The organism is Tenacibaculum sp. TC6 (assembly GCF_050606265.1).
In the GTDB taxonomy this organism is placed as follows: Bacteria; Bacteroidota; Bacteroidia; order Flavobacteriales; family Flavobacteriaceae; genus Polaribacter.
Genome location: NZ_JBOCUK010000039.1, coordinates 16,248 through 28,279 on the forward strand (window position 1 = coordinate 16,248; position 12,032 = coordinate 28,279).

General features: G+C 29.9%; 11 protein-coding genes. 7 read left to right on the forward strand and 4 right to left on the reverse strand.

Annotation, left to right across the window (positions count from 1 at the left end; genetic code table 11):
• Nucleotide 1: 1 nt before the first annotated feature.
• The 6 genes from ACQY1Q_RS15420 (at nucleotide 2) to ACQY1Q_RS15445 (ending at nucleotide 6,098) form a co-directional block, all read left to right on the forward strand.
• Nucleotides 2-1,120 carry a GTP cyclohydrolase gene (locus ACQY1Q_RS15420; RefSeq protein WP_431006225.1) on the forward strand — a complete coding sequence of 373 codons (1,119 nt, stop codon included), beginning with the start codon at nucleotides 2-4 and terminating at the stop codon, nucleotides 1,118-1,120.
• The gene (locus ACQY1Q_RS15425; RefSeq protein WP_431006226.1) at nucleotides 1,120-1,830 is read left to right on the forward strand and encodes a 16S rRNA (uracil(1498)-N(3))-methyltransferase; all 711 of its coding nucleotides are present in this window, start codon (nucleotides 1,120-1,122) and stop codon (nucleotides 1,828-1,830) included. Before ACQY1Q_RS15420 ends, ACQY1Q_RS15425 begins: the two co-directional genes overlap by 1 nt.
• A 145-nt stretch (nucleotides 1,831-1,975) precedes the next feature.
• Entirely contained in the window at nucleotides 1,976-3,046 is a 1,071-nt protein-coding gene (locus ACQY1Q_RS15430; RefSeq protein ID WP_431006227.1) for a helix-turn-helix domain-containing protein, read from the forward strand.
• Nucleotides 3,047-3,508: 462 nt separating this feature from the next.
• Nucleotides 3,509-4,153, forward strand: coding sequence for a DUF4159 domain-containing protein (locus tag ACQY1Q_RS15435; protein WP_431006228.1), 645 nt, complete (start codon nucleotides 3,509-3,511; stop codon nucleotides 4,151-4,153).
• Nucleotides 4,137-5,048, forward strand: coding sequence for a bile acid:sodium symporter family protein (locus ACQY1Q_RS15440; RefSeq protein WP_431006229.1), 912 nt, complete (start codon nucleotides 4,137-4,139; stop codon nucleotides 5,046-5,048). Before ACQY1Q_RS15435 ends, ACQY1Q_RS15440 begins: the two co-directional genes overlap by 17 nt.
• A gap of 6 nt (nucleotides 5,049-5,054) precedes the next feature.
• The gene (locus tag ACQY1Q_RS15445) at nucleotides 5,055-6,098 is read left to right on the forward strand and encodes a lysophospholipid acyltransferase family protein (RefSeq protein WP_431006230.1); all 1,044 of its coding nucleotides are present in this window, start codon (nucleotides 5,055-5,057) and stop codon (nucleotides 6,096-6,098) included.
• Here ACQY1Q_RS15445 and ACQY1Q_RS15450 read toward each other — a convergent pair.
• From ACQY1Q_RS15450 to ACQY1Q_RS15465, 4 genes are read right to left on the reverse strand one after another with little or no spacing between them, the layout of a single operon-like run.
• Nucleotides 6,082-8,997 carry a glycoside hydrolase family 3 N-terminal domain-containing protein gene (locus tag ACQY1Q_RS15450; RefSeq protein WP_431006231.1) on the reverse strand — a complete coding sequence of 972 codons (2,916 nt, stop codon included), beginning with the start codon at nucleotides 8,995-8,997 and terminating at the stop codon, nucleotides 6,082-6,084. The two genes, ACQY1Q_RS15445 and ACQY1Q_RS15450, sit on opposite strands and share 17 nt — an antisense overlap.
• A 47-nt stretch (nucleotides 8,998-9,044) precedes the next feature.
• Complete coding sequence (locus ACQY1Q_RS15455; RefSeq protein WP_431006232.1) at nucleotides 9,045-9,530, reverse strand: ABC transporter ATPase; 486 nt, start codon at nucleotides 9,528-9,530, stop codon at nucleotides 9,045-9,047.
• Between the two features lie 32 nt (nucleotides 9,531-9,562).
• A complete protein-coding gene (locus ACQY1Q_RS15460) occupies nucleotides 9,563-10,390 on the reverse strand; it encodes an exonuclease domain-containing protein (protein ID WP_431006233.1) in 828 nt (275 codons plus the stop codon).
• A gap of 47 nt (nucleotides 10,391-10,437) precedes the next feature.
• Nucleotides 10,438-11,292 (reverse strand): PPK2 family polyphosphate kinase, encoded by an 855-nt coding sequence (locus ACQY1Q_RS15465; protein ID WP_431006234.1) that lies wholly within the window; start codon nucleotides 11,290-11,292, stop codon nucleotides 10,438-10,440.
• Between the two features lie 146 nt (nucleotides 11,293-11,438).
• Here ACQY1Q_RS15465 and ACQY1Q_RS15470 point away from each other — a divergent pair, with 146 nt between their 5' ends.
• A complete protein-coding gene (locus ACQY1Q_RS15470) occupies nucleotides 11,439-11,948 on the forward strand; it encodes a flavodoxin family protein (RefSeq protein WP_431006235.1) in 510 nt (169 codons plus the stop codon).
• Nucleotides 11,949-12,032 lie beyond the last annotated feature (84 nt).

Consider the following 12,032-nt stretch of genomic DNA (forward strand, 5'->3'; position numbering starts at 1 on the left):
AATGATTACAGTTAAAGAAATAACTAGTAAAAAGGAAATGAAACAATTTGTTAAGTTTCCTTTTTCACTTTATAAAAACAATCCTTATTGGGTGCCTCCTTTAATAAATGATGAAATTGCTAATTTCGATAAAACTAAAAACCCAGTTTTCGAACATGCAAAAGCTCATTTTCTGGTAGCCATTCGTAATCAAGAAATTGTTGGTAGAATTATTGCTATTATTAATACCTACGAAGTAGAAAAGCAAGGAATAAAAAAAATGCGCTTTGGTTGGTTTGATGTTATTGACGATATTAACGTAAGTAAAGCACTGTTAGATAAGGTTAAAGAAATAGGACTACAAAATAATTTGGAATATGTAGAAGGCCCGGTAGGTTTTAATAATCTTGACAAAACAGGAGTTTTAGTTGATGGCTTTGATCATATTGGAACCATGATTACCTGGTATAATCATCCTTATTATAAAGACCATCTTGAACAATTAGGCTTTAAAAAAGAAAAGGAGTACTTAGAAAGTAAGTTTTTATTCAATAATGTTGATAGCAAAAAATATACAAAAGCCGGAAATTTAATTGAAAAAAGGTATAACCTTTCCGCTTTAAATTTTTCATCTACTAAAGATATTATGCCTTATGTTGATGAAATGTTTGATCTATTCAGTCAAACCTATTCTAAACTATCAACCTATGTTCCTATTTCTGATGAACAAGTAACTTATTTCAAAAAAAAATACATCAGTTTTATTAATCCGGAACTTATTAAGTTTGTAATGGATGAAAACCATAAAATGGTAGCATTTGCCATAGTAATGCCTTCCTTTTCAAAAGCTCTTCAAAAAGCAAACGGAAAACTTTTTCCTTGGGGTCTTTTCCATCTTTTAAAAGCCAAGAAAAAATCTAAAGATGTAATTTTTTATTTAATAGGCGTAAGACCAGATTATCAAAATAAAGGTGTTACTGCCATTGTTTTTAGAGAGTTTATCAATACACTAAAAGATAAAAATATTAACGATTGTATCCGAACTCCAGAATTAGTTGAAAATACAGCCATTCATCAGATATGGAAAGATTTTAGCCCGGTAGTCCATAAAAGAAGAAGAACTTATAGAATTGATTTATAATGCAATTATTTTTTAACTCAGACATAACTGAAAACACTCAACAAGTTACTTTTGATAAAGAAGAAAGTCGCCATATTGTAAGAGTTTTAAGAAAAAAAGAAGGAGATATCTTATATATTACCAATGGAAGTAACTTTTTATTTGATGTTGAAATTATAATAGCTAATGATAAAAAATGTGTTACTAAAGTAATTAACTGTAAAGAAATTAATAGTAACAGAAATTATTACCTACACGTTGCTATTGCACCAACAAAAAATATAGATCGTTTTGAATGGTTTTTAGAAAAAGCTGTTGAAATAGGTATTGATGAGATTACTCCAATTATTTGTAAAAACTCAGAAAGAAAAGTGGTCAAACCGGAAAGACTTATGAAAATAATTCAATCTGCTATGAAACAATCTTTACAGTTTAAACTTCCTAAACTTAATGAACCTATTCATTTTTCAGATTTCATTCAACAAAATTTTACAGGTGAGCTATTTATAGCCCATTGTGAAGATGATACAACTAAAAAAACATTAAAAAACGTAGCTAGCTTAAATTCTAAATATACTATACTTATAGGTCCGGAAGGCGATTTTTCTCATGATGAAATTGAAAAATCTTTTAAAAACAACTTTACCCCTATTAGTTTAGGTCACAACAGATTAAGAACAGAAACCGCCGGAATTACCTGTGTTCAACATATTAGTTTTTTACATCAATAATTCTTTTTCGTATATTTAACTCAATATATAACCTTAATTATTGAGTACTGCTGATTTTTTTAACCTGTTTTTACTTATAAGCGCTTTACATGGTTTTGCTTTTAGTATTATTCTTTTCTCGTCAAAAAACGGGAAAGATAAAAGCATGTTATACCTAAACCTCTTAATATTATCAATCTCCCTTAATAACATCCAGTCTTGGGCACTTGAAAACAAACTTTTTCAGCACAAATTTGCATTAGATTATATTCAGGTTCCTTGGCATTTTTTAGCAATGCCTTTTTTATATATGTTTTTAATTAACTACCTAAACATTACCGCTAAAACATATAACTTACTAAAAATTGTTATTCCTCTTTTTATCCTATCTATTGCAGCACAAATAAGTTTTGTTTTATATTACAGTAACATCAAAACCAATACTTACCAAGATTTTATATACGAAAGATATACTTCTATAGAAGAAATTATAAGTTTTACCATTTCAATCAGTTTATTTATTTATTCTTATTATTTACTAAAAAAAGAAAAGTTATTTCCTAAAATTCTTTCTTACGACAATTTAAAATGGGTTAACACCTTTTTTAAATTATCATCTCTTGGTTATATTTTGTGGATTTCAGCATTAGTTATTAAAGTAAGTTTAAATTTTAAAGGCTTTATGTTTTCATATTATCCTTTACGTATTTATACAACGGTATTAATATACTGGCTAGGATATCAAGGATTAAGACAATTAAGAATTTTAAAAGAAAGGCAACATATCAGACAAGAAATTTCAACTACACCGCCGTCTTTTACTGAAAGTCAACAAGAAATAACTTTAAATTCTAATAACCATAGTATTTCTGAAGAACAATTAGAAAAATACAAAGAGTATTTCTCTGAAATTGACTACTTAATACGATCTGAAAAAAAATTTTTATTAGCTAAATATACGTTGCAAAATTTAGCTTCTGAAAGTGATTTTAGCCCTAGCACACTTTCTTTAATCATCAATACCATTGCCAATAAAAGTTTTATTGATTATTTAAATGAAATGAGGATTGAACAGGCCAAAAAACTTTTAACCAATCCTAATTATGAAAAGTACACAATTGCTTCGATTGGTCTAGAATCAGGATTTAATTCAAAATCTACTTTTTTTACCGTCTTTAAAAAACATACAGGAGTAACTCCATTTACCTACAGAAATCAGATACTTTTAATTAATTAAACTATTTTTCACAGAAAATTAGTTCGGAATCATCCAGAATAGACGTTTCCGAACCCTGTAGTTATTTATATAACTTATTTTTGTTTGACATAAAGAATAGTTTAAAAATTAAAAATTTAGAAGGGTTTTTTTAATTATTAAATTTAATTTATTCAAACATATTGTTAAGTATCTAGGCTTAACGATGAAAAAGAAAGGGCTCAGACCTTAAAAACATCAACTAACCTTGTTGGTGTTTTTTTTTAGAAAAAAATCAACAAAAAACATAAAACTAGTCCGAAAACATCTATTCTGGACGTTTTCGGACTCTGATAAGAAATAAATGTTTTATTATTGTAATGAAATTAATCACAGAAAATGTTAATTTCTTAAGGGGAAAAAAGAAAACACCAACATGCGCATGTTGGTGTTTTTTGATTATGTTTTAGTATCTTGCTTTTATAATAAACTAAATAAGCACTAGTGAAAAATTCAATTATACTAATTCTACTTTTTTTTATAACACAGTCTCAGTTTGCACAACAGGTAGGAATTTTAAAATACAAAGGAGGTGGTGATTGGTATGCAAACCCTACTGCTGTTCCTAATCTAATTGAATTTACAAATCTGCAAATAAAAAGTGCAATAGATAGAGAGCCTCAAACTGTTTCTTTAGATGACAATGCCATTTTTAATTACCCAATTATTTTTATGACCGGGCACGGAAATGTTTTTTTTAGCGAAGAAGATATAACAACCTTAAGAAATTACCTTATATCTGGTGGTTTTATACATATTTCAGATAATTATGGCTTAGATAAGTTTATACGAAGAGAACTTAAAAAGATTTTCCCTTCGATTGAGTTACAAGAAATTCCTGTAAATCACCCTATCTACCATCAAACATTTTCTTTTCCTAAGGGGCTCCCTAAAATTCATGAACACGACAAAAAAGCACCTCTAGGCTTAGGAATTTTTTACAATGAACGATTGGTTGTTTTTTATGACTACGAAAGTGATTTAAGTGATGGTTGGGAAGATGCCGCCGTTCATAATGACCCAAAAGAAATAAGAGAAAAAGCTTTAAAAATGGGTGCTAATATTATTGAGTATGCTTTTAAACATTAATTCTATTCAAATTGATTCTATCCAAATAAATTTTGACACAGAGGCTTTATGGATGTTAAATATAGCTCTGGCAATTATTATGTTTGGAATTTCATTAGATATAACAGTAAATGATTTTAAACGCCTTTTACGTACTCCAAAAATTATGTTCGTAGGCATATTATCACAATTTATTTTACTTCCTCTCTTCACCTTCCTACTTGTATCGCTTATTCAACCTCATCCAAGTTTTGCTTTAGGAATGATGTTAATTGCTGCTTGTCCGGGCGGAAATGTTTCTAATTTTTTCAGTAAGATGGCAAATGGTAACGCGGCGTTGTCAATAAGTCTAACGGCATTTGCTACCTTAATCTGTATCGTTTTAACTCCTTTGAACTTAGAAATTTGGGGTAATTTATATCCTCCAACCCGAAATATTTTAAAAGAAGTTGCTTTAAATCCTTTTGAGCTAACTAAACTGGTAGTACTAATATTGGGCATTCCTTTATTTTTTGGAATGCTTGTAAATTATTATCATAAAGAAATGGCCAAAAAAATTAGCGCAGTTATCAGACCTTTTTCAGTGGTTTTCTTTTTAATTTTAATAGTTATTGCTTTATATGATAATGCTGATGTTTTTAAAAACTATATTCATTTAGTTATTTTCTTAGTTATTATTCATAATCTTCTTGCCTATGTACTAGGATACTCAACTAGTAAGATTTTTAAATTATCAACACAAGACTCCAGAACGATAGCCATTGAAACCGGAATACAAAATGGAGGTTTAGGTTTGCTTCTTATTTTTAGTTTTTTTGATGGTTTAGGTGGTATGGCTTTACTTGCCGCTTTTTGGGGGGTATGGGATATTTTTTCCGGTATGTTATTAGCAACCTATTGGGGTAGAAAAAGATAAAATAATATGCGAATAGTTGTTTATTACTTTTTTAAAGTAGTTATAAAAACAGGATTGTTTTTTTATAGTCAAAAAATTAAAGTTAACGGAGCTAATAAGATACCTAAAGATGGTGCGGTTTTGTTTACTTCTAATCATCCTAATGGACTTATAGATCCTTTACTTATTGCGACTCATATAAAACGTAAAACTCATTTTTTAGTTAGAGCTGCAGTTTTTAAAAATAAACTAGTTGCAAGCTTCTTTGATTTATTAGGAATGATGCCTGTTTACAGAATCAGAGATGGTGTTAATCAATTATCAAAAAACGAGGCTATTTTTAATAAGTGCGAGCAAATTCTTAAAAGTGAAGGTAGTTTGTTAATCTTTCCCGAAGGAACTCATAATAAAAAACGAACTATTCGTCCGTTAAGTAAAGGATTTACCCGTATTATTTTTCAAACGTTGGATAATACACCTTCATTACAATTATATATTGTTCCTGTAGGTATTACTTATCAAAATATAGCTAACTATCCTGCTAAAGTAGCTCTTAATTTTGGCTCTCCAATAGACACTTCTATATACACAAAAAAAGAAAATAGATTTGAAGCTACAAAAGAAATCAAAGATCATGTTTCAGAAGAACTTAAAAAGTTAATCGTTCACATTCCTGAAGATGAAAACTATGAAGATAAATTGCAGATGTTAAACAATGCTCGCATTGATTTCACCCAAACTAAAACCATAAACAAGTACTTAAATTCTAGTGCTGCTTTACCTCCTGCAAAAAAAACTATAAATTATATAGCTCCACTATTATTCCTTATTAAACTTAACAGTATAATTCCTTATAGCATCTGGAAATTAGTTTCCCGAAAAATCGATGAAGTTGAATTTATAGATACTTTCCGATTTGGTTTTAATATTATTTTATTCCCTTTATTTTACCTAATTCAAAGCTTTTTGATTTCCTTATTCTTTGATCAAACTATTGGTTTATATTATCTACTATGTAGTTTTATTATTGTATTGTGTTACTCTAAATTTTCTTCTATTTATCCAAAATAGCATTCTGAATATCCTCTTGAATTTTAGTTCTCATATTACTGGTTACCAATCCTCTGTTTTTCATTGTAGGATACACTCTATTTGATAAAAAAACATATAAAATTCCACTCTCAGGATCCGCCCATGTATAAGTACCTGTAAAGCCGCTATGCCCAAAACTTTTATCAGATACACAGCCACAAGTTGGTTTTTCTTCCGGTCGTATTTGTGGCTTATCAAATCCTAGACCTCTACGCACTTTTCTAGTCGCATAATATCTTGTATTAAACTTCTCTACAGTTTCAGGTTCTAAATACTTATTTCCGCCATAACTTCCTTTCTGAAGATACATTTGCATTATTTTAGCCACATCATTAGCATTGGCAAATAAGCCGGCGTGCCCTCCTACTCCTCCTAACATTGCTGCTCCCATATCATGCACATATCCGTGTACTAATTGATGTCTGAAATAATCATCTTTTTCAGTAGGAACAATCTCGCTCTTTTTAAATTTCTTAAGCGGTAAATAGCTTGTTCTGTTAGCTCCCAAAGATTTATAAAATAATTGATCTGCTAATACATCTAATGGTTTCTTGTATTTCTTCTCAATAATTTCTTTTATCATATAATAGCCTAAATCACTATACTTATACCCTGGCCTATCTCTTTGCTCTGAATCAACAATATGCTTATAAATAGTATCTTGATAACTTTTTGCTAAATACAGGTTTTCAGCAACTTTTGTATTGAATTTTTTTGACCACCTGTGTCGATAATACTGAATTGAATTATCTCCTGTTGTTTCATCTTTAGTTTCTAAATAAAACGGAATCCATGAACGTAATCTTCCGTAATGAGATAGAATCTCTTTTAACATTAAAGTGTCTTTATTAGACTTACTGTATCTAGGCAATAAATCTCCCAAGCTTGAAAAAAGGCTTATTTTTTTCTCTTCTTCAGCTTTCATTACTAAAGGTAAAGAGGCCAAAATTTTTGTTAAGGAAGCTAAATCATAGATGTCAGAGTTTTTAACTTTTATTTTTTTTGCCAATGTATGATACCCAAAGCTTTTATAATAAAAGACTTTTCCATTACGCGCTATAAGTATTTGACCACCCGGAGCCATTTTTTGCTGAAGAATAGTATCTATTCTTTTATCTATTATCTCTAATTTTTCAGAAGATATTCCTACTTCTTCAGGAATTGTATATTCTAAAACATCTAGTTTATTAATAACCTCTCCTTCTCCTGCCTTAAATTGTTTAATTGATACCGGAAGTTTTCCTTTAATATCAAAAGCCCCAAATAAAGCCTGTGCAGTTAATTCTTGCGACAGTTTACTATTTTGATAAGATACAATGATAGACTCAATATTAGTAGGCTCTACTTGCAATAAGCTATATGGGCTTGACATTACAGCTAAAATTACATTGTTATTTCTTGCAATTTCATACAGCCAAACCAAGTCTTTATTTGAAAGTTTATAACCTTTCCACGGGTGTTTATTAGACGTATGATATCCGATAATTACCGTATTATAATTTTTCAGTTTTTGATTTAATGTATTTAAATGTTTACCAGTAACTTTATCTACTTTTGCATAATTCTGTAGCATTTCTAAAAAGTCATCTCCTTCATCATCTCCGAGAGCTACATACGCTATTTTTTTATTTTCTAAATGCTTTATAGGAATATTTCCAGTTTCATTTTTTACAACTGTAATCGCATTTTTAATAAGTTTTCTATGTAAAACATCATCTTCTGCTCTGTGTAAATCTTTCTGGATATTTTCTGTATTTATAGACTTATATTTATCTAATCCTGCCCAGTATTTAGCTTTTAAAATTTTTTGTACAGAATGATTTATACGCTCTTCTGTTAATTCTCCTTTAGTTAAAGCCTCTTTAAACAACTTAATTGTTTCAGGAATGTCTTGCGGAATTAACAACAAATCATTACCTGCTAATAACGCTGCCAAATTAATTGCTGCAGGAGAACTATAATTAGCTGCTCCTTTCATATTTAAACCATCTGTAATTACCAATCCTTGAAATCCTAATTTTGATTGAAGTAAATCGGTTACGATACGTTTTGACAATGATGAAGGTAAGTTGGCATTTAATTCCAATTGAGGCATACTTAAATGAGCTACCATTACACTGGTTACTCCTGCGTCAAATGCTTTTCTATAAGGATATAATTCAATTGAGTCTAATCGCTCTTCAGTAAAATTAACGGTTGGTAACATTAAGTGAGAGTCTGTAGCGGTATCTCCATGTCCCGGAAAATGTTTAGCATTGGCTAAAACTCCAACACTTTGCATTCCTTTTGTAAAAGCAATGGCTTTTTCAGCTACATTTTCTTTAAGTTCTCCAAAAGAACGATTTCCTATAATTGGATTATCCGGATTGGTATTAATATCAACTACCGGAGCAAAATTCATATGAATACCAACTCTTTTGCAGTGTTCTCCTATTCTTTTTCCGGTTTCTTCAATTAATTTATCGTCTGTTACTGCTCCCAATGTCATATTCCAAGGAAAACGGTACGTATTTTTCAAACGCATATCTAATCCCCACTCTCCATCAAAACCAATCATTAACGGAATTTTAGCGACTGCCTGATACTTATTATTTAACTCAACTTGCTTTTCAGGAGTTCCCTGCATAAAAATTAAGTTTCCTACATGATATTTTGTAAGCATTTCAGTTATAAAATTTTCGTGCTCTTGATCACGATTTGAATATGCTTGTATCATAAACAACTGACCTATTTTTTCATCAATAGTCATTGATTTCATTATACTATCAACCCATTTATTTTGAATTTCTGAGTCTTTAGTTTGTAACGGGTCTAATTGTTGTGCTTGCAGTAAAGCACCGTAAGTTATTGTTATAAATAATAGTATCTTTTTCCTCATTCTTTCAACTGTAATTGTAAATACCTTTTAATCTTTTTGCTCAATAGTTATACCAAAAAGCGTTTATGCCAACTCTCATTAGCAGTAACTTCCCATTTGGTTTCAAAATCTTCTTTGGTATTTACCATATTATTAAACACAACAGTACTTGGTTTTATTTTTTGCTCTTTAGCAAATTGTTGAAAATCTGATAATTTTACTATATTAATAATATCTCCGTCTTTAAAAGATATATTCATTTTATTCATCAAATCAACATTGAGTTCATTTTCTAATTCTTTAACAAAACGCACAGAAGCATCTATAGAACATCCTGAAACATTATTAAAACTTTCATCTACTGCCAACACTATAAATTGATTATACTTCACTGTAAACGACCCTTTTAAATCATCTCCGTGTCGCGTCCAATTTTCAATAAACTCTTTAGCTTTTTTTTCTATCAATGCAATCTCTGCATTGGTAAATTCTTTATCTGATTGGTACACCCAAACTCTGGAATTACCAGGTAATTCTTTATATTCTACAAACATCTTATCTATTCTATTTTATACCTTTTCTATAATTACCTTGCATTAAATTTTGCTTGTAAAGCTTTCAATTGTTCTTCTTCAGACATTATAGCTCTGGGGCGTGTCATTCTTTCTTTTATTTGTCTTAATACTTTTTTTGTGTACAGAGGAAATTCAGCATTTTGAATCCAAGAATGGTACCCCGGATTTTCTTTTAGCACATCCTCTACCGTACGTCCCTTATATTTTCCAAAAGAAAATATTTCTTTACCCTCTTCATTATACAATACAAAACCGGCAAAGTCAGCTCTTTCTCTATGTGCAGAAAATTCACTTAATGCTTCTACAGAATTCTCAATATCTTCATATTTGTCTAACTGAGCTTTTAAAATTTCATACGTTGCCAAAGTATCCGCCTCTGCCGAGTGTGCATCATCTAAATCTTTTCCACAATAAAATTTATAGCCGGCACTTAAAGTACGTTGCTCTTTTTTATGAAAAATAACCTGCACATCAATAGCCTTTCTATTTTCCATATCAAAATCAATATCAGCTCGCAACAGTTCTTCTGCTAAAAGAGGAATATCAAAACGATTCGAGTTAAAGCCTGCTAAATCTGCATCTCCAATCATTTCATTAATCTTAGATGCCAACTCTTTAAAAGTAGGTTCGGTTACTACCTTTTCATTAGTTATTCCATGAACAGCAATAGCTTCAGCGGGAATTTCTATTTCAGGATTTACTAACCATGTTTTACTTTCTTTATTTCCGTTTGGAAATACTTTAAGTATAGAAATTTCTACAATTCTATCTGTTGCAATATTAATTCCTGTTGTTTCTAAATCGAAAAATACGATAGGTCTAGTTAAATTTAATTCCATTTTAAAATCACAAGAGACTTTAATTTCTTTTTGTTATCTCTTTCTTTTTATTCGTTATTTAATTGTTTTTTAAATTCATCTATCTGATCTAATACCTTTTGTGGCAATGTAGGTTCTTTAAAGTTGTACATTTTCAACTCTTCCAATAACACTTTGGCAACAATATATCTTGCTGTAGGTTTATCATCGGCAGGAACCACATACCACGGTGCATAACTTGTAGATGTTTTATTAAGTACATCTTCATAACATTCTTGGTATTTATCCCAGAGCTTACGTTCTTTTAAATCTCCTGCAGAAAATTTCCAGTTTTTTTCAGGAATATCCAAACGACGTAACAATCGGTCTTTTTGTTCTTCTTTTGAAAGATTCAAAAAGAATTTTAACACAATAGTACCGCTTTCTTCCAAGTGCTTTTCAAATTGATTGATTCTTTCCATTCTTGAATGGTAAAAAGCATCATCTAAATCTTCTAAAGAGGTTACTTGGGGTATATTTTCAGAAAACACATATTCAGGATGCACACGAGTTACCAACACATTTTCATAATGTGTTCTGTTAAACACTCCTATTTTTCCTTTTGCCGGTAATGCTATGTAATGCCTCCATAAAAAATCATGTTTTAATTCAAGTTCTGTGGGTACTTTAAAACTATGCACCACAACTCCTCTGGCATTTACATCTTTAAATACCTCTCTTATTAAACTATCTTTACCGGCGGTATCCATTCCTTGTAAACATATTAACACACTATACTTGCCTTCAGCATACATAGTATCTTGTAGCTCACTAATTTTTTTTCTTAGTTTTTTAAGCTCTTTTTCTGCATCTGGTTTTACTTCTTTAGTACCAATAGTATTTAATTGGATGTTTCCAGATACTTTATATTTGTTTACATTCATAAAAAACGGTAATTGTACTATAAAAGTAAGAAATTTAAAACGTTTAACGATTGATTTTTTCTTGGGATTTATCAAATAAATCAATTAACAAACAGCTTTTTTCCTATTTATATTTATCACTTTTAAACTTCCAAAAAACATATAATATGAAAAAAACAGTTATAATTCAAGGAAGTTCAAAAAGTTACGGAAATACACATAAAGTCATAGCTTATCTAAATTCAAACAATGAGTTTGATATTGTTGATTTAAAGACGAAAAATATTGGCTTTTTTGACTATGATTTTAACAATTCAAATGATGATTTTATTCCTTTAATGGAAGAAATCATAGCAAAATATGATACTCTTATTTTTGCAACACCCGTATATTGGTATAGCATGAGTGGTACTTTAAAAGTCTTTTTTGACCGCCTTTCGGATTTATTACATTATAAAAAGGAGCTTGGGAGACAATTGAGAGGTAAAAATATGGCTATGATAAGCAACTCAGGAGCCAATGATTTAAAAGATGGTTTTACGATGCCTTTTAAAGAGAGTGCCAATTATTTAGGTATGAATTATATAGGAGATGTACACGCTTGGTTTACCAATGACGAGAGTAACTTAACTGAAGAAGCTAAAGAAAACCTAGATAATTTTAAAAAGAGTCTTTAATTTTTTATTTGAGTCGTCCTAAAATAGGTTGACAGATTTAAAAAATATTATTTAAACCAGAGAGGCTAGCTTCTCTGGTTTTTT

What these genes read in the sequence shown, in the direction of transcription:
- ACQY1Q_RS15420 (WP_431006225.1), top strand. Translation starts at nt 2, where the DNA reads ATGATTACAGTTAAAGAAATAACTAGTAAAAAGGAAATGAAACAATTT.
- ACQY1Q_RS15425 (WP_431006226.1), top strand. Translation starts at nt 1,120, where the DNA reads ATGCAATTATTTTTTAACTCAGACATAACTGAAAACACTCAACAAGTT.
- ACQY1Q_RS15430 (WP_431006227.1), top strand. Translation starts at nt 1,976, where the DNA reads ATGTTATACCTAAACCTCTTAATATTATCAATCTCCCTTAATAACATC.
- ACQY1Q_RS15440 (WP_431006229.1), top strand. Translation starts at nt 4,137, where the DNA reads ATGCTTTTAAACATTAATTCTATTCAAATTGATTCTATCCAAATAAAT.
- ACQY1Q_RS15445 (WP_431006230.1), top strand. Translation starts at nt 5,055, where the DNA reads ATGCGAATAGTTGTTTATTACTTTTTTAAAGTAGTTATAAAAACAGGA.
- ACQY1Q_RS15450 (WP_431006231.1), bottom strand. Translation starts at nt 8,997, where the DNA reads ATGAGGAAAAAGATACTATTATTTATAACAATAACTTACGGTGCTTTA.
- ACQY1Q_RS15455 (WP_431006232.1), bottom strand. Translation starts at nt 9,530, where the DNA reads ATGTTTGTAGAATATAAAGAATTACCTGGTAATTCCAGAGTTTGGGTG.
- ACQY1Q_RS15460 (WP_431006233.1), bottom strand. Translation starts at nt 10,390, where the DNA reads ATGGAATTAAATTTAACTAGACCTATCGTATTTTTCGATTTAGAAACA.
- ACQY1Q_RS15465 (WP_431006234.1), bottom strand. Translation starts at nt 11,292, where the DNA reads ATGAATGTAAACAAATATAAAGTATCTGGAAACATCCAATTAAATACT.
- ACQY1Q_RS15470 (WP_431006235.1), top strand. Translation starts at nt 11,439, where the DNA reads ATGAAAAAAACAGTTATAATTCAAGGAAGTTCAAAAAGTTACGGAAAT.